The 19,601-nt window shown below is 46.9% G+C and carries 12 protein-coding genes; 5 read left to right on the top strand and 7 right to left on the bottom strand.

What is annotated here, in order from left to right; genetic code table 11:
- Positions 1-72: 72 nt before the first annotated feature.
- The 5 genes from thrC to ACEW9O_RS07275 form a co-directional block, all read right to left on the bottom strand.
- Positions 73-1,389, bottom strand: coding sequence for a threonine synthase (thrC, locus tag ACEW9O_RS07295; protein WP_373549482.1), 1,317 nt, complete (start codon positions 1,387-1,389; stop codon positions 73-75).
- Positions 1,390-1,421: 32 nt separating this feature from the next.
- On the bottom strand, positions 1,422-2,351 hold the full coding sequence (locus tag ACEW9O_RS07290; protein ID WP_373549481.1) for a homoserine kinase: 930 nt from the start codon (positions 2,349-2,351) through the stop codon (positions 1,422-1,424).
- A gap of 56 nt (positions 2,352-2,407) precedes the next feature.
- Positions 2,408-4,864 (bottom strand): bifunctional aspartate kinase/homoserine dehydrogenase I, encoded by a 2,457-nt coding sequence (gene thrA, locus ACEW9O_RS07285; RefSeq protein ID WP_373549480.1) that lies wholly within the window; start codon positions 4,862-4,864, stop codon positions 2,408-2,410.
- A gap of 258 nt (positions 4,865-5,122) precedes the next feature.
- Positions 5,123-6,379 carry a serpin family protein gene (locus ACEW9O_RS07280; RefSeq protein ID WP_373549479.1) on the bottom strand — a complete coding sequence of 419 codons (1,257 nt, stop codon included), beginning with the start codon at positions 6,377-6,379 and terminating at the stop codon, positions 5,123-5,125.
- Between the two features lie 392 nt (positions 6,380-6,771).
- A complete protein-coding gene (locus tag ACEW9O_RS07275; protein WP_373549478.1) occupies positions 6,772-9,006 on the bottom strand; it encodes a DUF5682 family protein in 2,235 nt (744 codons plus the stop codon).
- A 580-nt stretch (positions 9,007-9,586) separates the two neighbouring features.
- Here ACEW9O_RS07275 and ACEW9O_RS07270 point away from each other — a divergent pair.
- The 5 genes from ACEW9O_RS07270 (at position 9,587) to ACEW9O_RS07250 (ending at position 12,158) form a co-directional block, all read left to right on the top strand.
- On the top strand, positions 9,587-10,300 hold the full coding sequence (locus tag ACEW9O_RS07270; RefSeq protein ID WP_373549477.1) for a hypothetical protein: 714 nt from the start codon (positions 9,587-9,589) through the stop codon (positions 10,298-10,300).
- Positions 10,301-10,446: 146 nt separating this feature from the next.
- Complete coding sequence (locus ACEW9O_RS07265) at positions 10,447-11,049, top strand: hypothetical protein (RefSeq protein ID WP_373549476.1); 603 nt, start codon at positions 10,447-10,449, stop codon at positions 11,047-11,049.
- 78 nt (positions 11,050-11,127) lie between these two features.
- A complete protein-coding gene (locus tag ACEW9O_RS07260) occupies positions 11,128-11,445 on the top strand; it encodes a hypothetical protein (protein WP_373549475.1) in 318 nt (105 codons plus the stop codon).
- 144 nt (positions 11,446-11,589) lie between these two features.
- Positions 11,590-11,781: a hypothetical protein gene (locus ACEW9O_RS07255; protein WP_373549474.1), complete on the top strand. Its 192-nt coding sequence runs from the start codon at positions 11,590-11,592 to the stop codon at positions 11,779-11,781.
- A complete protein-coding gene (locus ACEW9O_RS07250) occupies positions 11,772-12,158 on the top strand; it encodes a type II toxin-antitoxin system VapC family toxin (protein ID WP_373549473.1) in 387 nt (128 codons plus the stop codon). Before ACEW9O_RS07255 ends, ACEW9O_RS07250 begins: the two co-directional genes overlap by 10 nt.
- 150 nt (positions 12,159-12,308) lie before the next feature.
- Here the strand turns inward: ACEW9O_RS07250 and ACEW9O_RS07245 are convergent, their stop codons facing one another.
- Together ACEW9O_RS07245 and ACEW9O_RS07240 are read right to left on the bottom strand one after the other, a co-directional pair.
- Positions 12,309-14,972, bottom strand: a complete 2,664-nt coding sequence (locus ACEW9O_RS07245; RefSeq protein WP_373549472.1) for a CHAT domain-containing protein — start codon at positions 14,970-14,972, stop codon at positions 12,309-12,311.
- A gap of 146 nt (positions 14,973-15,118) precedes the next feature.
- On the bottom strand, positions 15,119-19,144 hold the full coding sequence (locus ACEW9O_RS07240; RefSeq protein ID WP_373549471.1) for a tetratricopeptide repeat protein: 4,026 nt from the start codon (positions 19,142-19,144) through the stop codon (positions 15,119-15,121).
- Positions 19,145-19,601: the final 457 nt, after the last annotated feature.

Raw genomic sequence — 19,601 nt, 5'->3', positions numbered from 1 at the left:
ACGCCTGATAAAAAAGGCGATGTTCCACGTGGAACATCGCCTTTTTTATCTCCCAAAACCTCTTCACTTCCCCTAACCATTCCTCTCCAACCACCCCTTCAACTCCCCATACTCCGCCTCCAACTGATCCGCCTTTTTCTCCCGATCTGCCAACTCTGCCAACCGTTCCGGTACCTCAATCCGATGCCCTAGTATCTCTTCCACATCATCCAGGAACTTCGCCGGATGCGCCGTTTCCAAAATGACACCCCTGGTATTTGGATGTTCCTGCTGGTATTCCTGCAAGGCCAAATACCCCACAGCTCCATGAGGATCCAGGGTATACCCGTACTTTTGATCCACTACCCGCATGATTTCTGCCGTTTTTGCATCATCAAAAGCATAACCACTGATCTGTTCTTTGAGATTGTTCCACGTGGAACAATCATCTGAACCAAGGTGTAAATCAAGCATCCGAGCAAAATTAGAAGGATTCCCTACGTCCATCGCATTGGATAAAGTGCGCACTGAAGGGCGAGCTTTATACTCCCCGGTTTCGATATAGGCCGGAACTACATCATTGGCATTCGTTGCGGCGATGAAATGATGTACAGGTAAACCCATTTTTGCCGCCAAAAGCCCGGCGGTTATATTGCCAAAGTTGCCACTTGGAACACAGAATACGATTGGATCGCCCTCCTTGGGAAGTTGTTTGAATGCCTCGAAATAATAAAAAGACTGCGGAATCAAACGGGCAATATTGATTGAATTGGCCGAACTCAAGCGCAGTTTTTTATTCAACTCTATATCCAAAAACGCTTGTTTGACCATGGCCTGGCAATCATCAAAAGTGCCATTGATCTCCAGCGCACTTACATTATGGCCAAGAGTGGTCAATTGTTTTTCTTGGAGCATACTCACCTTGCCACTAGGGTAGAGGATGACCACCCGAATGCCGGGAGTTTGATAAAAACCCGCGGCTACTGCACCACCCGTATCGCCAGAAGTAGCTACCAAAATGGTTAACTCGCGCTCATCCCCCCGATTAAAATAGCTCATCAGTTGCGCCATAAAGCGGGCACCAAAATCTTTAAAGGCCAGGGATGGCCCATGGAAAAGTTCCAGGATGTACTTCTGTTCATCAAGTTTTATCACCGGAGCTGGAAAATCCATCGAGTTTTCCAGGATGATTTTTAAATCAGCAAGCGGGATGGTTTCGCCAAAAAGGGTAGTACAAACCTCCTGCGCAATCTCCAAAAAGCTATATTGACTCAGGTTTTGAATGAAGTTTGGATCAAGCTGAAGAATGTGTTCCGGCATATACAAACCATTGTCATCCGGCAATCCTTTCATCACCGCTTCCTGTAGACTGGCCTGATTGTTTTTATTTTTGGTGCTGTATAAAAGCATGAGCTGAAGTTTTGGTGGTTTGGGTTTTCGCTTTACAAACGAATTGCACCCTGTTCATTAATGGATGAGACGAACAATTGGCAATTGATTTTTTCCTCGATGTAGATTTTTTCCATCGCCGCGCCTACATTTTCAGCCACGGCCTGGCTTGAACTCAGCGCAAAAATAGAAGGCCCGGCCCCGGAAATGCTACAACCCAAAGCTCCCGCATTAAGCGCCGCAGCTTTAGTGGCATAAAAATGCGGGATCAATTGCGCGCGCTGTGGCTCGATGATCACATCGTGTAAAGAGCGAGAAAGTAGACCAAAATCGCTATTGTACAGTCCCACCATAAACCCGGCCAGGTTGCCACATTGCTCAATCGTAGCAGTAAGCGAAACCTCTTTTTTCAGAATGGCTCTGGCTTCACGCGTCAACACTTCTACCTCTGGATAAAGCACACTGGCATAAAGGCCATTGGGAACAGGGATGTTGTGTACGTCCAAATCCCGATTGCTGCGAATGAGTACGATGCCGCCGAATAGGGAAGGTGCCACATTGTCGGCGTGGTAAGCACCATCGGCCAATTGTTCGCCTAATACGGCAAAGTGCAATATTTCTCTTTTGCTCAAACGACCACCCAGTAGTTCATTCACTGCCATTACACCCCCTACTGCACTGGCTGCACTGGAACCTAGCCCACTGCCAAAAGGCATTTTTTTATGGATTTCCATTTCAATGCCCCACTCGTTTTCGCCGAGGTGTTCGAGGAGTTTATGGGCAGAAAAGCTGGCGGTGTTCTTTAGTGGATCCATCGACAATTTGCCGCCATCTCCAGTGATACGGGAGATGCGGATTCCTGGCTTATCCGAAAAGCGGGCCACAATTTCGTCTCCGGGTTTGTTCAGCGCGAAGCCCAATATGTCAAAACCCACCGCTACATTGGCTACCGAAGCTGGCGCAAAAACGCTTACAGAATTCATTTTTGTTTGGGTATTTAAATCAAAACCCCGGTATGAAGTCATACCAGGGTTTTGATTTAGTTGAGGTAATTTCCAATTTTGATGATCTCCGAAAAAATACCAGCGGCGGTTACTTCGGCCCCGGCGCCCGGTCCACGTACTACCAAGGGTCGGTCTTTATACCGTTCGCTGGTGAATACAATCATGTTGTCGCTGCCACTGAGTTGGTAAAATGGATGTGTCGCATCTACACTTTGTAGGCCGATGCTGGCCACTCCATTCTCCAGGGAAGCCACCATGCGCAGCACCTTTCCTTCAGCAGCTGCCACTTCGGCCAATTGGGTAAAGTAGTCATCCGCCTTTTTCAATTCTTCAAAAAAGGCTAGAACATCTGGAGCATTCCGACAAGCTTCGGGCAACACGGGATGGATTTGTACATCCTCTGATTCAAGGGCCAAACCGGTTTCCCGGGCCAGGATGATCAGCTTGCGGCGTACGTCAAATCCGTTCAAATCAACCCGAGGATCTGGCTCGGTGAAGCCACGCTTTTGCGCTTCGCCCACAATGGAGCTGAACGAAATGCCAGGCTTGAAGGTGTTGAAGATAAAGGACAAGGAGCCAGAGAGCACCGCTTCAATTTTCAGGATGCGGTCACCACTGACGATCAGATCATTCAAGGTGGAGATCACGGGGAGGCCTGCTCCAACATTGGTTTCATACAAAAACAAAATACCCCGCTTCTTGGCCGTTTTTTTCAACTGCAAATATTGCTCGTAAGCCGATGACGTGGCAATCTTATTCGGAGTCGAAATGGAAATGCTGGCATCCAGTACTTCGTTGTAATGTTTGGCAATTTGTTCGTTGGCGGTATTGTCTACGAAGATGGAACTGCTCAGGTTCATCGACTTCATTTTTTCCACAAAGTCTTTGATTTTCATCGGAGTTTCGGAGCTGCTGAGCTGATCCCGCCAATTGTCTAAATCGATGCCATTTTCACTGAAATACATCTTTTTGCTATTGGCCAGTCCTACTACTTTGACCTCCAGGCTGTGTTCCTTTTTCAAAAACTCAGCGTGTGCTTTGATTTGTTTTAACAGGGTGCTTCCGATAAGCCCAACTCCGACCATAAACACATTGACGAAAGCGGTGTCTGAAAGGAAAAAGGCTTCGTGCAGCGCGTTCAAGGCTTTGGCTTCGTCGGCGCGACTGATCACTACTGAGATGTTGAGCTCGGAAGAACCTTGGGCAATGGCCACTACGTTGATCCCGTTTTGTCCCAATGCCTGGAACAAACGACCCGAAATACCTGGCAGGTAACGCATGTGTTCACCGATGATGGCCACTACGGCCAAGTCTTTCTCCATGCGCACCGGATCAACCAAACCCGACTGGATTTCGTATTCAAATTCCTTTTCAACCTGCTTGCGGGCCTTATTGGATTTATCTGGTTGTACCGCAAAGCTGATCGAATGTTCGGATGAACCTTGCGTGATCAAAATGATGTTGATGCCCGCACTAGCCAATGAGCCAAACAAACGGGCCGCAATCCCTGGTACCCCAAATAAGCCACTGCCTTGCAGGGTGAGCAGTGAAATCGTGCCAATCGAAGAAATACCTTTGACTGGCGTACGCGAATCATCCTCCTTATCTGACACCAATGTACCTGGGTGGCTTGGATTGAAGGTGTTTTTGATCCACATCGGGATCTTTTTGGCCAGTACAGGTTGGATGGTCGGTGGATAAATGACCTTGGCACCAAAGTGCGACATCTCCATCGCTTCGGCGTAGGTCATCTCTGGAATGGAGAAGGCTTTTTTCACCCGGCGTGGATCAGCGGTCAGTACCCCGTCCACATCTGTCCAAATCTCCAGTGAACTGGCATCCAAGCCAGCGGCAATCAAGGCTGCGGTATAATCCGAACCTCCCCGTCCCAAAGTGGTCGTTAAGCCTCCTTTGGCAGCCGCGATAAATCCCGTAACGATTTGAATGTCTGTATTTTGCTCGTAGTACTTCTTGATGTTTTCGTAAGTCAGTGCCAAATCAACTTTAGCGCTACCGAAATTTTTATCGGTGACAATAATTTTTCGGGCATCCAAATACGCTGCACTGAGTCCGGCTTGCTGGAGCGCGTGGGCAATGATGAAAGCACAATTGCGCTCACCAAAACTGATCACATAATCCATGGTGCGGGTAGATGCCTCACGGACCAAGAAAATTCCATACAGCAGGTTCTTCAACACCTCATGGTTGTTTTCCAAACCCGCCAATACCTCACCCAGGTAGGGCTCGGGCAATAGCTCTCTGGCTGCATCGGTATGTCTTTTGCTAAAGGCCAGGAATTGCTCATAATACGACTCATCCCCTTTGGCGGCCAGGCTGCCCATGTTGATCAAGGTATCGGTGACTCCTCCAAAGGCTGAAAAAACCACGGTGAAATGGTCTCCGCGCGCAGCATAACTTTTTAAGATGTCGACAATTCCACGAATTCGATCGGGAGTACCCACCGAGGAGCCTCCAAACTTCAGTACTTTCATAACTCAATGCATTTGCAATTACAGACGTATGATGGTTGATTCACACACTATTTACACGGTAATGTGGTAGTATTTGGTTGGCAGGCTAAATCATTGGGCAACAAAGGTATGAAAAAGGTGTAACTAGCCTGAATATGTGCATAAAAAAAGACGGCCCACCGAAGCGAGCCGTCCAAAATTATTACGGTTTACTAGTTGTCTAGAAAAAGTGCTCCAAAAGAGCGGTATATTCAAGAGACCTTGCGGTAATAAAGTCTATTATTTGTTAACCGTAGGGTTCATCATTTTGCCAATAAACAAGGCCTGATTGCTGCGGCTCTCGCTGATGACAAAAATGAACGGTTGGTTGGCAATGAACTGTGGGTTATTGGGAACCGACGTGACCACAATTTCAACTGAAGTGGCCGCCGCCGCTTTGGTGCCTGCTTCGTCTACTTCAATGAAGGATTTGTGTTTCACGTTGGAAATAGAAAGTTCGGCACCTGTTGCAATTCCCGAAAAATCTGCACGACCCGGTATAAACGCCGTGGGCATACCTAGTGCTTCGAGGCTGGCATTCAGGCTATTTTCATAGCGCATGCTGAACTTTGGTAGGGCAAAAAATATTTCTTCGGATGAATAGGCCTTATTCCAGGCATTCCAATTTGTCAGTGTAAGTTCTGGTAATATGTCATTTACAGTGTATCCTTCTTTGGGTAAAATCACCGTCATCGAATAGATAGAATCAGCATAAGGTAGTTTGACGGCGTGTAATTTTTCATTGCTAAAATAAGGCAATTTTATCAAACCAGTGCCATATGACATCATTTTTACTGGAACTTGTTTGCTGTTTGTCACAAAGAAGTCACTATCATAGGTTTTTTTAGTATCGAACTGCTTGCGCCAGGCACCTTTGAAATAAATGGCGTTGATCAAAAACATCACTGAATTGTCCTGAATCTGATCGATGATGCTCGGGATCAATTTATTGGTTTTGTCACTCACCCATTTATTGATGATGTCCTTGGCTTCAGGTTTGGTGAAATCGAGGGGCCGCACTTCGCTGTTGTAATAAGTGGTGTTGGTATTCAAAAAAGTGGAGTTTACATTGAACCCTTGACGGTACCAGATGGAGTTGGCAATGCCGATGTTTACTTTAGGATCCAGCTTTGGCAACTCCTGGAGCAAAGTTTGGTAAGCTTGGTTGAGTTCGTCCAGATTGATTTTTCCGGCACCCAACACGTTGAGCATTTCCTCCTTGGTTTGGCCATTGGCACCATTGAGCGTCATACTCAGGGCTGAACTGATGCTGAGTGGGGAAATGAAAAGGTTGTCCTCGGGTTTTTCAGCTTCCAGTTTTTTGAAAATATCAAAACCGAACTGATTGGTAGCTTCGCCCAATTTGCAGACATCGGGGTTTTTCTCACAACTTAAAGTGCTGCTGCTAATGGGATTGGGTTCATCACCAGCGTCGCATTGAAATAGGCAAAAGCTCAGGGCAAAACAAAGTGGGAGGAAGAGAGCGTTATTTTTCATGGTAAATCGGTTTTTACCTGTTTAGACGCAGAAGCTCGCTAAAGGGTTGGGTAATCCCACCTTTGTTTGGGGCGATAAAAAATAAGTGCTCATTTTGCCAGAGGATTAGATAAGTAAACGATTCATTTCAAGTGTCTTATCTAATCCTTTGGCTCAAGAAAAATGAGCACTTATTTTTGCCCCACTATTTTGCATAAAAAAGAACCGGCCCCAAGATTGGGAGTCCTGGAGCCGGTATCGAAAGCGACTTTAGATTGCAGGAAAGATTTGCATTTTTGAACAAAAGGCCGATGTTACAGCAAGAATATTAACCCTTTGATGTTGCAAAGAAAGCCTTGTAAGATGAATTCTGGATTAAGGACAGGTTAAGTTCAGCTTAATTTTAGGCTTGATCAGCCTAACAATTGCTGCAAGATTGGATTGACCAGCTGGGCACGCTGTGGGTCAAAATTGAATTCCATTGCCTTTTTTATTAAACCGTCACCTTTGGCAAAATTCAGCATTTCCTGGCGCTCCGGTGGAGTGAATTTGGAAAAAGTACGCCGCAAAACGGGCAGCGCTTCCCGAAACACCTCGTAAGGCAAAGTTCCCAGCCACTCGTTCAACAAACCCCACAATGCCGGGGTATGCAGCAACAGTTGCCCACTGCCGTGCAAAAAACCTTCCAGCCAAAGGGCTGCATCACTGCCCCCGGCTGCTCGGGACAAGGCTGCCGACAATTCGGTGCCCGCCTGCTCGGGGTCGAGCATTTTTTTGTCCAATAAAATCCGCGTAGCGATCCCCGCCAACAAGGGATGGGTGCCATTGCCGAGCATCACCCCAACCAAGGCTTCATTCCATAAATTGCTGGCCTCTTTCTCATTCAGCAAAGCCACCGCCCGATTGCCTTCCAGCAACAAGCGGAAAAACTCGCGGGCTGGTTCCTCATCCAGTTGGCGGCAAGCGGCGGGTAAACCAATACAAATCCTGGGCAGGAGTTGATCCAGCAGTTCCCGAACGGCCAGTGCATCGGTTTGGCGGGTATTGCCGTAACGCAGGATATTGGCCAAAGGTGCCAGCGCTTCCAGCAGGCCCATCACATCGCGGGTTTGGGCACCCAGTTCTTGCAAGCGTTTGGTCATGGGGCCAACGGCCAGGGGTAAATCCGCTTTCAGGACTTCCCCGAAACGCTGCAAGAGCAAGGACAGGTTATCCTCTTGTTGAACCAGATGCAGGATATAATGCAGGGAAGCCTCCTCCAAGGTATTGCCCCACATGCCCATTTCGATCAGGCGAATGATAAACTCGGGTGTCCAGTCCACAAAACGCCACAACTCATGAAAACTACCCCGGACTTTATCGGAAACGGGTACCGGGCTGGCCCAGTTTATGCCCAAAATTTGTAGGCGATGGAGCAGGTGGCTGGCTTTGAGGTTGGACGGTGTGCGTAAGTCCAGTTTTTTGGGTTCCTCCTTATCTGCTCCACTGCGGTATAGCTTGTTCAAACCCGCACTTTTGATGCAGGCTTCAAAATCTTCTTGTAAGGGAATGCCGCTCACTTGGGCAGGTACATTCCCTCTGATTTTGCCAATGACCAGTTCTTGTTGGATGAGCTGGAGTGGCGCCGCGTCACCTTGCCCAAAAACTGCTAATGCCGCCTCTTCCAATTCTCCAATCCCGGTGGTGCTGCGGTTGCGCAGGGCGGCCAGGGCATCCGCCAAACGCACCGCCTCCTGCACATGGGCAGCCGAGGCATCCAGGTGTTTTTGGCGCAGCAATTGAGCCACCCGAATCAGCCAACGCACCCCTTGTTGTTCGGGGTGCAAAAACAGCAACTCGTACCAAGCGGGAGATAACACACCTGCCGCATAGCCCGATTGAAAGGCCAGTCTGTCGTAACTCCAGGGAACCCAGGTGCAGCGGGTTTTGACTTTTTTTAGGCCACGCAACAACGCATTGTCGTTTTTGGCCGGGTATTGATTGAGCGCATGGAGGGCGGGTGAGTGCCAGGCACCACACACTACGGCAATTTTTTGAAAGCCTTCTTTTTCAGCCTGGCGGATGGTTTTGCGCATAAAGGCTTCGCGCAGCAAGGTTTCGGTACTTTCCATCCGCAGCCCTTCTTGCCGCAGTGCCGTCATCATCTCCAGGATTGCATCAAAAACGGCATTGTCGTCGCTGTAGGTTTCAAAGGTATGTTCCCACCAACGCTCGCTGTCGTCGTAACCCGCCAGGCTAGCGAGGTAGTGCATGGGGTCGCGCAGCATGAGGACCAGTTCAGGGTCGGGGGCCTCGCTTAGTTGCAATTGTGGTAAATTGCTGGCGGAGTCGCGCAGCGCAAAGGTATGCGCCATGGGCAAATCCATCGGGCGAGCGGGAATGCCCACGCGGTGTGCATAATGTAGGGCTTGCCACTCGGGGGAAAAAACGGCAAAGGGCAAAAAACTGGCTTGTTGCAAGTGCTGCGGGTTGTACAGCAACAAAGCGACCGGCACTTCCAGCTCCTCGTGGCTGATCCACTTCAAGGCGGGCTGACAATCTTCGGGCAATTCGATGAGCACACAATCGGGCTGCCACTGCTCCAGAGCGCGGAGGAGTCGTTGGGCGGAGCCGGGACCGTGGTGGCGAATGCCGAAGATTTTGTGCATTGGGTGTGCTTTGTGCAAAATTGGGGTTTATTCGTTGGACATGTTCGTTTTTTTTCCTAAAAAATTGGGAGCTGGGGATTTTTAAAAGGATTCGAAATTAATTTATTATCGATTGATAATGTTCCAAAAACTTAAACGAGCTCTTGAATTACCGATAATCGCATTTATCATCTTGTAACCCGCCGCTTTATCGGCGGGCCCAGATGCTACCTCCCTTCACATCTATCATCTTTGCCAGATCATGCATCAAAAATAAGTAGATGTGTGATCTGGCAAAGATGATAGATGTGAGTGTCGGTGATAGTCGCAATCCCGCCGTTGAAACAGCGGGTTTCAAGATGATAGATGGATTTGAGGTATAAATCCCTGAGACTATGTTAAAATAACCGGAGTGGCTTGCAATCTAGACTGTAACAGCTTCAACTTACATAAATTGATGCTGAAACTTACATTACTTTTTGATAGTTATCCTAGTGACAAAAAAGTAAGATGCGGCCAAGTGTAAATACATGTATCTTGAGATGGGCTATTAGACGTGAAGTACTGGATTAGGAATGTTAGCAATAACCAAAGTAGAAAAGTGAACAAATCAACTGCAATTCAAATTGTTAAAGAGTATATCTCTAAGAAGGAGTTTTCTTGGGAGGCGATTTATCTATTGGATGAAGAACCTGAGGAATCGGGAGAATATTGGATTTTTAGAAATATTTGGGAGCCAAGAGATTCTATTCGTGGAAATAATATTTGTGTTGATAGCCTTTATCCCCGAATCATTGTCAACAAGAACTCGTCGATAGTTCAAGAAATAAGTCAAGAACAAACTGATAAAATATTCACTCCATTTAGAATCGATGAAATCATTATTGAAAAAGGAAAATTTGGCTATCCATGGGGGTACGCATATGAAATAACAAGTAAGATTTATGATGAAGAAACAGTGTTTTTGCTGTTAGATAAGTTTTGCGAAGATAAAAATCTAACAAAATTGGGGAACTTATGGGTTCCGATTGATTTTGCAACTGCGTCTTATTTCATTAACAAAGGATTGCAATTTAGTATTGCTTTTAATACTGCAGAAAACGGCTGTGATGCTGAAACCGTCAAAAGGAATCAAAACGCTTTATTAAAATCATTTGATGAATTAAACAATAAAGGTTGCTTTACAAATTGTTTTGGTGACCCGTGGTCAGGTAATTACAGTTCCAATCCATTAACGGAGCAAACATTCGATGTGGCAATAGTAATAATCTCTCAAGATAAAGTATTGCTTGTTTATTTTATGGACGAGGATTAAGAAACAATTTTTACAGCGCCCAATACGACTTTCTGTCCTTGTTACCGAACAGCCAGCCCGAAAATACAATTGCACTGTAGCAAACCCATAGTTGTGTGTCATCCTATTTTGCAACATGAAAAAAATCGCCCTAAATTAAAAATAACATGAAATCAACCCACCCATTCGAACCCTACATACCAGCCGATTCAGAGAAACTAATCATCGGCACAATTCCACCACCTCGTTTCTGCAAAGAACCTTATCAGCTTTATGAAAACGATGTGAATTTCTATTACGGAAGCCGCGACAATTATTTTTGGTGCATACTCGAAGAAGTGTTTGAGACAAAGCTAGAGTACAGCAATACTGAACAAGCAATCCAACAACGAAAAGACTTGCTCAAAAAATTAAAAATCGGAATTACCGACATAGTGGATAGTTGCATTCATAGTGGAGACTCGGCTGCTGACTCAGACTTGGAAAAGATTGGGAGCAAAGACATCAAATCGCTACTTCAAAAATACCCCGCCATTGATACCCTCATCTACACCAGTGAATTTGTTAAGAAATTAATGAACAAGCATTTTGATACCTCCCATTCAATTGTCGATCCAAGCAATAGGAAAAAACAGTCTGTGAAGATTGACGGTAAAGAGTATCAAGTGAAAATTTTGTATTCCCCTTCCCCCTCAGCACTAAGAAACTTGGGAAAGGGTGGAGCTGAAAAACGAAAGGAACAATATCGAGAATTTTTAATGAAGGACTAAAACACAAATACATGATAATCACTTAGACTTGATTTACAAAGGCTTATCTTGAGAACAGTGTATCAAAACAATCCGACGATGAAAGTAAAAGTTGAGCAAGCCATTGCAATGGCCAGAAACAATGAAAGCCTGGAAGGGCTGGTTATCGAGGATTTGAAGGATACTCAAGTTCGCGCTGTTGATGCCTTGGCCTTGGCTGAGCATGGCGTTTTGTTGCCTGAACAAAACATCTACTACAATGATGACGACATAGCCTATGATCCTGATTTTGATGAGGTTGAATGGAGTAAAGAACCACTCAAAATGACCTGGGAAGAAAAGATGGAGTTGGCAGCGCAAATAGAAAAAAATGCTGCCAATGATGAAGAAATATCGGTTGTGGTAAGCCCAATTTGATAAAAAGAGATAGGCACTATACAAGTCATCATCCATAAAGTATCTTCATCCCTTACTTGAATTTGACGCTTATTTTCGTTATTTTTGTTTAAAATTCAACTTTTCGGAATGATAATTCACGTCCAAGTAAGCAATCAGCAGAAAATGCACTATTTGATAGAGCTCCTAAAATCTATGGATTTTGTGGAGCGCATTAAGGTGGATGAGGAAGTACAGGTAAATGAAACAACTTCAACTGCTTTGTCTAGTAAATACTGGGGCGCTTGGCGGCAAAATCCTTTGTCTATTGAAGAAATTGACAATGAAGTACACAAGATGCGAGAAGAATGGGATTAAAATATGTACTGGATACCAATACATGCTTATATTTTTTGAACCAAACACTTACAGAAGAGGGTTTCATCCTCGTCGGTTCAGCAATGGATCGTGGCGAAGCAGCGCTATCTGTTATCACGCAGATGGAATTGCTGGGCTTTGCATTTCGTTCTGTTGAGGAGGAAAGGATAACGGAGCAATTGGTTACAGATTTACACACTTTACCTTTATCAGACTTGATAGTTCGCCAAACGATTGCCATTCGAAAGAGTAGAAAAATTAAATTACCTGATGCCATTATTGCAGCTACGGCATTTGTACACGATTGCGCCTTAGTGACTAGAAATGTATCCGATTTTTCCTCTATCGAGGGACTTAAGATCATCAACCCTTTCTAAAAGCGAAACACGCTAGATATCCTGTATTTAAAGGGCTAATCATAAAGCACTCTCCGAATTCACGCTAATTTGGAGAGTCCGGTCTCTGAATTCACGTGAATTCGGAGAGTAGACGGCCTTTTGGTGGTAAATACTTGAATTTCCCCCCACCTACGAACGAAACCAACGAAACCAAAACACCAAAACCCCAATCACCAAAACCATCCCAACAATCACATACCATCTCACCGCACCATTCCCCATCTGCACCACACTATCCTCCCCCACATACGTCAGCGCCGCCCAATAATAAGGCGTCTTCTGAAAAGCTGGAATCTCTGTATCATTCAAATAATCCAGTTTAGCCGAGTGTAGCGCCTGGGCCTTGGTTTCCCCCTTGCGCAGGTGATGATAAAAAGAGTTGAACAAGGTCGAGCTCGACACTTCATTCACCGACCACAAAGTAGCCACCAGCCCTTTGGCACCCGCGTACGCAAAAGCCCGGGCTAAACTCATCACCCCTTCGCCCTGCTTCCATTCCCCCAGGCCACTTTCGCAGGCACTCAAACAAACCAGGTCGGCGTGGAGGGGGAGGGCATAAATGTCGGACAAAAAAGCTCGGCGCTCATAAAACTCAATCCCGGCGGTGTTGTGTACACTGTCTGCCGAGGCGTGGGTAGCCAGGTGCAGGATGTTGAATTGGGGCGCTTTTTCGGCGAAGTGTTGCCAGGTCGCTTGATCCTGAAAATAGGCCTTTTTTTTGATGCCCTTGATTTGTTCAATTTCCGCTTTGCTGTTGCGCAAGGGGGCCAAACCCCGTTCCGCTTTGTCGAAGCCGGGTGCCAGGGCCAGCATGCCTCCGCGACTTTGGGTGCTCAATTCGAGTTGCGACAACAAAACGCCCAGGGAATACCCGTACTGCAATTTGACTTGCCGGCACCAATAAGCCACCTGGGGCCAACGACTAGCCTTTTTTTCTCCCGTCACCAAGGCTTCAAAAGGTAAGGCGCTCAGCCAGGCATCGGGGATCAACACGATGGATTGAGTAGCTGGGGGGCGAACGGCTGCGGGGACTAAAGTTTTTAACAATGCTTGGCCCAAAGCCTGATAAGCTTGCAAATCCCCGCCACTTTTGTCCTGAATCATGGCCAAGAGTTGACCCACCTCGCTGCGCAAAGTTGGGGATTCCCCGATTTTCACCCACTGCATTTTCCCTTCGGCGGAGAGTTGGAACAAATAACTCTGTTCGGCCCCGACAAAATATTCCAGGGCCACGGCGTCTTTGGTTTGTAAGAGTTTTTGCCGGATTTTTTCGAAATCCAGTTTGTACAGCTGCTCTTTCAACTGCGCATAAGCCGGATATTTTTTGGCCAATTGTATTTTCAAACTGGCCAGTTCATTACGGGTTTGATTGGCCTGGCGCTGGTAGTTTTGGACTTGGGTCGAGTTTTGGGTGCTCAGGGCGGCATTTTCCAACCAGGCGATCCGTTTTTTCAATTTGATTTCCTCTTGCAATAAAGTATCGCCACTATTCAGCGCTTGTTTTAAGCGGTTTTCTTGCACCGCCTCCAGCAAAACCGCCGCTTTGTTTTGTTCCAACATCGTCCAGGCCGCCTGAATGGTTTGTTGACTGGGCTGCTGCTGGTACAAGGTATAGGCAATAGCAAAAGCTGCCTCCATCCGTTTCCGGCTGTAAGCGAGCAAATTCAGTTTGGAGGATTCAAATTGTAAGGTATTGCGCAAGGAAAGTTCCACCTGCTGCGCCAGTTGATGACTAGAAAATGCACTGCTGAGGTAGCTCAATTGTTGGTTTTGCTGGTACAATTGGGCGAGTGCTTCAGCTTTGCCAGCAAGTGCTTCGTAAAGGGTGTTTTCTTCGTACAATTTTTGCGCATTCGGCAGGTCGAGTGGCGTTTTGGGTTTAAAACTGGGCACCACGGCTTGTAAGGCCGCATCAAAAAAACGCACAGCCTGAGCGGCTTGTCCATTTTTTAAAAAAAGTTGTCCCAATTCCACATTGATTTTACCGTATTCCCGGTGCTGGGTACCGTATACCTCATGCGCCAGAGCCAGGGCTTTCCGCAGGGATTTTTCCGCAGCGGCATAATTGCTGTTTTGGCGGTACATGACTCCCTGCAAGGCATAGGCTCCCGCCAGATAATCCAGGATATCGGCTTCTTTTTGAGGAATACTTTCCAGAGATTGTAAGGATTGTTGCAAGGCCGTTTCTGCCAGGGCAAATTGGCCCAACTCAAATTGACTACGCGCAGTACTGAGTAAAAGCAGGCCTTTTTGAGCAGTCGTCGTGGATTGGAGCTGTAGCCCCTGTCTAAAATATTGGAGCGCTTCAGGATTGCGCCCTTCGTTCCAGTAGGTAAGTCCCAGATTGTTGTACAAGCCGGGTAGACTTTCCGGATCGGCTTCTTTAAAAGCATTTTCGTACAACACCCGAGCCTTTTCATTTTCTCCCAAACGGGTGTAATGGGCAATCAGAGGTTTGTAAAGGTACTCTACCATGTCTGCAAAGTGGTAGCGTTGGTGCCAATGTAGAGCGGCTTCGTATGCCTGGATGGATTCGAGTACTTTTCCCAATTGAAAAAGATAGTCGGCGCGGCTGAGTTGCACCCAGAGGAGTTCTTCAGATTCAGAGGTGTTTTTGGGCTGACGCCAAAGTTGGCTCAGGGTTTGATCTAAAATTTTGAGGGAGGCGCTGGGATTTTCCAGCTCGTTTTGGCGGTCCCAGTTGTAGCGCAGGTAGGAAGCGAGTTGATTGCGGGCGCGGAAATGCTGGAGAGAGTCTTGACCCAATAGCGACAAGAAACTCAGTAATACCATTAATAAGCTGAATAAAAATGGCTTTAGAAACAAAGCGATGGCTTTTGGCAGTCAAGTATTAAACGGAATTGACGAATTTTTTGAGTGACGAATTCCCGGTCACTGAGCGAAGTCGAAGTGCTGGAATTCGTCATTCGAACCATTCGTCACTCCATTAGGCTCTTCATCAACGCCTCCTTCCGCGACTGATAAATAAACTTCGGTGTTTGCTCCACCAATTTACTGTATATCTCCAGCGCCTTTTGGGTTAGCGTTCGATCTTCTGGATGCAAAAGATGCAGTTCAAAGTATGCCGCTGCCTGTTGGTCTGGGCTAAGTGGTCGTTTGAGTAGGCTGTGTACCCCTTCTTCAGCTTCCCGGAATTGCCGGTATAAGTGCAAACGTTTAGCATTGAGCAATGCACTTTCGAAATACAAATCGGGATGATCCAGGTCAATCGCCAGCTGTTGAGCCTCCGCAGTCACCTTGTCCAGTTCAGCATGGTTGCCCGTTTCCAGCAGCACTGTACCTTTTTCTGCCAGACTCAAGCCCAGCACCAGTTTGTTGCCAATCGCCCGGGTGATTTCAATCGCCCGATTGTAAAAATGTAGCGAGCGCTGGTATTGCTGAAGGTTGTAAAAAATATCCCCCAGGGTGTTGACTGCTTTAGCCAGGCCTTTTTGGTAACCCAGTTCTTCGCACAACATCAAGGCTTTTTGCATGTATTCAATGGCCTTGTGGAAATCTCCCTGAATGTTGAGCAATTGGCCAATGAAACCCAATGCAATGGATTGGCCTTGTTTGTCCCCCAGCTCTTCGGTGAGCGCCAGGTCTTTGACGTACAGCTCCATTGCGTCGTTGTACTTGCCTTGGCGTTCGAAGATGAGCCCGATGTTGCCGATGCCTACGGCAGTTAGGTGTTTGTTGCCCAATTCAGTGGCCAGGTCGAGCCCGGCCTGAAAGTGGAACAAAGCCTCCTCATAATCCCCTTTTTCCTGCAAAACAATGCCAATGTACGTATGGATGGTAGCCATGCCCGGCTTATCATTGTGGGCCTGGCAGTAAGCCAATTGTTCTTGTTGCTGGCGGATGCCTTCGTCGTAATTGCCCTGGTTCATGTAAGTGAGGCCCAGGTTGGCAACAATTTGGGAATCAACGATGTATCCCCGCACTTCCTGGCCAATTGCCAGGGCATTTTGAAAATATTTTTTGGCTTCCTCGTACTTTCCCTGGCGGAAATAGAGATTGCCCAGGTTGCCATACACTTCTGCAAACCCGAATTTGTCATCTACCGATTCAAACAGGAGCACCGATTTTTGGTAATAACGCATTGCCTCGGTGTAATCACCGCGTAACATGACCACCCGTCCCATGCTGTTGTGGGCGCGGCCTAGCAGGATGACGTCGCGGTGTTGTTTGGCCAGATCGAGGGCGTTTTTATAGGTCAATTCACATTCGTCCCATTTGCCAATCAATTCCTGAATTTTGCCTTTTTTGAGCAAGGTTTTGATTTGGCTGGCAACGTCTTGCTCACTGCCCAACAGGTGCAGTAGTTTTTCGTACAAATCCAGTGCTTGCTGGTTTTGGAAGTTGCGGCGGGCATAATCTCCAGCCTTGCGCAGGTAAGAACAGGTTTTATCAAATACACCAGCTTGTTCGTAGTGGAAAGCCAGGTCGACAAAACGTTCGTCGATGCGGTCGGCATACAATCGTTCGATGGCTTCGGCAATCAATTTGTGCAACTGCTGCAAACGAGCCCGCAACTGCATACTATACGCAGCCTCACGCAGTAAGGAGTGGCGGAAAATGTAACGCAGCTCGTTCATGGCCCGCCAAATCTGGACCTTTTCAGCCACGCCGATTTGTTCGGTCAGCAGTTCTACATCGGGATTGTTCTTGGAAAACTCCTCATTGTATTTCATCACCTCAGTCAACACGGTCACCTCAAATTCACGACCAATCACAGCCGCTGCTTTTACGGTTTCTTTGACCAAGGAAGACAAACGGTCGATCCGGGCGGTCAGAATGGAGTTGATCGAGCTGGACAACTGGATGTTTTCATCCTTGATGTTCCACAGCCCATTGACCTTGTGCAACAGTTGTTGTTCAGAAAAATACTCCAACAATTGTTCCAGGTAAAAAGGGTTGCTATTGGCTGCGCGTTGCAGCAACTCAAAGAAAGTATCCGAAATCGTGCCTTGCAATTTGATTTCCGCAAATTGGCGCACCGCTTCGGGTTGCAATACATTGAGGTCAATTTCCAAGGGGCCACGCACCTGATGGGCTTCCAGCAGGAGTGGGTCCAATAGCATTTGTTTTTGCCCATCATCGCCATAACGAGAAGTCATCAGCAAAAAGATGGGATAACGCTTCAAGTAGCGGATCAACTCAACCAGCAATTCCTGCGAGTTTTCATCGATCCAGTGTGTGTCTTCCAATTCAATCGTCACCGGGCGAATCAGCGATTCCGCCAAAAACAAATCGATGATGGATTGAATCGTATTTTGGTAGCGCCCGCGCGCATCGAGTTGTTCCCACAAGGAATCGAAGTAAACAATTCCAACCTGGGCGGCCAGTACAGATTTGGTGCGAATCAAATCGTCACGTAAGGCCTGCGCATCAGGAATACCCTGTAGTTTATCCAGCAATTGCTGGAAACGCGCCTCAAAACGTTGCAGGTTGCGCGCAGTATTTTTTTCTAACGCTTGATCGAAGTAATTTTTGAGGAAATAGATAAAGGGGTTAAAAGGTTTGCGCAAAATTTGATCCGCCGGGCAAGTGTACCACTGTACCTTTTGATCGCGGAGCAAAGCTTCTTTTAACTCGTAACTCAAGCGACTTTTGCCAATACCAGCTTCGCCAAAAACGTAGGCAATCCCCGTCGGGCGTCCTTCCAGTAGGGGAGTGGTAAAATCGATCATGCGGAACATTTCCGCATCGCGGCCCACCATGTTTTCACTGTACACCTGCTGGCGACTTTCATTCCGCCCGATCAATACATAGGTGGGAATATCCCCTTTTACTCCTTTGTACTGGATGTCGCCCCGGTGTTGGAAGCTGAAGTTGCGGTTTTTTTGAATTTCTCCATCCACCAATACTTCCTCCCAGGCCCCGTAGGACATGATGCGGGCGGCCAAATTGACCCGATTGCCCACGGCAGCGTATTGCAAACGGTCGCGCCCACCAATCAAACCGGTGTAAGCCGTACCCTCGGTAGCTGCTGCTTTAAATTGCACACCGTATTGGGCGCGCAATTCGTACAACTCCTGATTGAGGGCATGGATAAACTCCAGGGCGCGGTCGATGTTGTTTTCAAAAGAAACGGGTGCGCCAAAGAAACAAGTCATTACCCCGCCTTTGTCGCCAAAGTCGATCTCTTTGAAATACCCACTGAAATTATTGATTTGTTCAATCACCACTCCGGCAAACTTGTTCAGCAAGGCGTGATTGGGCACGCCTTCAAAAGCAATAAAAACGGAAATAACCGTGCGGAACTCCCCAACCTGGCTGTAGTCGATGACCTCGGCGGGTACAAACAGTTCCAATACATCTCTGCGCAATTCGGGCAAAGTGGTGATGGGTAAGCTGATCGGTCGGGCCTTGAAATTGGCACCCAAACAAAAGAACCCATCTTCTACGGGAATCACCTCGGTATCGAAGGGCAACTGGCTCAACAAAACGCTATCCAATGCGATGGAAGAGGATTGGTTTTTGGCCATATCCTGGCAAAGCGCGGCTTTGAGGACCGGATCACCCCGGAAATAAAAGGCCCGGTGGTAGCGCCCGACAATTCCCCACTCCACGGTGCCGTAAGAAAGGCCAATTTTCACCCCGATTTTAAAAGCACCAAACTTATAGGAGCGTTGTTTAAAAAGATCCCGCACCGAAATAGAAGCATTCATAAACACGTCTACGCCCAAATCTTCACTTTGTGGAAAAATGGCCGTAAAAGCATCGCCAGCATAATAAGGAATGAAACCACCGTGGGTGTAAACCACCTCTACCAGCGGTTCGAAGATATCCTTTAAAATGAGGGAAAGCTCTTCGGCACCGCGTCCTCCCTTACCCATCAGGGTCTCAGTTAGGGGGGTAAAGCCCGATAAGTCTACGAACATGACGTAGGCTTGCAGCGAGTTGTGCAAATTGCGTTGATCGAATTGCTCCTGTATGAAGTGCGGAATGAGCTGTCTCACGGTTTACTGACCTATGGTGTTTTAGAAAGACAATGAAAATTGACACTAGTGTGCGTATTCCACACTTTCCATGTTGGTGTTTTCAAGCTTGGCAAGTTAATAAGAATTTAATAAATATCGTTGATTTGATCGTTCGATTGCCATAAGGCCAAAAACGCAGAAACTACACCTTAATATATAGGCGGCAAAAGGGCTTTTTTCTCTTTTTTTATTTTTTTCTTGAATAAAGCTTGTATGAATTAAAAGTAGGGATTACTTTTGCATCCGCTTTGGAAGCAAGGCGGTTTGGGAGTTTGGGGGAAGGGATTGATTTCGAGGTTTGAAAAGGCTTCGAAAAAAACTTTCAAAAAAAGCTCTTAAAGATTTGGAATAAAGGTTGTGAATGTTGTACATTTGCATCCGCTTTGAAAAGCAGGGCGAAAAAGGAAGTTGAAAGGAGTTGAGTGGAAGCGAAAAA

The organism is Haliscomenobacter sp. (genome assembly GCF_041740695.1).
Classification (GTDB): Bacteria; Bacteroidota; Bacteroidia; order Chitinophagales; family Saprospiraceae; genus Haliscomenobacter.
Note: the sequence above shows the minus strand (reverse complement) of the source record. Positions and strands in the feature narration are given on the sequence as shown.

What these genes read in the sequence shown, in the direction of transcription:
- ACEW9O_RS07290 (WP_373549481.1), bottom strand. Translation starts at nt 2,351, where the DNA reads ATGAATTCTGTAAGCGTTTTTGCGCCAGCTTCGGTAGCCAATGTAGCG.
- ACEW9O_RS07255 (WP_373549474.1), top strand. Translation starts at nt 11,590, where the DNA reads ATGCACTATTTGATAGAGCTCCTAAAATCTATGGATTTTGTGGAGCGC.
- ACEW9O_RS07265 (WP_373549476.1), top strand. Translation starts at nt 10,447, where the DNA reads ATGAAATCAACCCACCCATTCGAACCCTACATACCAGCCGATTCAGAG.
- thrC (WP_373549482.1), bottom strand. Translation starts at nt 1,389, where the DNA reads ATGCTTTTATACAGCACCAAAAATAAAAACAATCAGGCCAGTCTACAG.
- ACEW9O_RS07260 (WP_373549475.1), top strand. Translation starts at nt 11,128, where the DNA reads ATGAAAGTAAAAGTTGAGCAAGCCATTGCAATGGCCAGAAACAATGAA.
- ACEW9O_RS07250 (WP_373549473.1), top strand. Translation starts at nt 11,772, where the DNA reads ATGGGATTAAAATATGTACTGGATACCAATACATGCTTATATTTTTTG.
- ACEW9O_RS07245 (WP_373549472.1), bottom strand. Translation starts at nt 14,972, where the DNA reads ATGGTATTACTGAGTTTCTTGTCGCTATTGGGTCAAGACTCTCTCCAG.
- ACEW9O_RS07275 (WP_373549478.1), bottom strand. Translation starts at nt 9,006, where the DNA reads ATGCACAAAATCTTCGGCATTCGCCACCACGGTCCCGGCTCCGCCCAA.
- ACEW9O_RS07280 (WP_373549479.1), bottom strand. Translation starts at nt 6,379, where the DNA reads ATGAAAAATAACGCTCTCTTCCTCCCACTTTGTTTTGCCCTGAGCTTT.
- thrA (WP_373549480.1), bottom strand. Translation starts at nt 4,864, where the DNA reads ATGAAAGTACTGAAGTTTGGAGGCTCCTCGGTGGGTACTCCCGATCGA.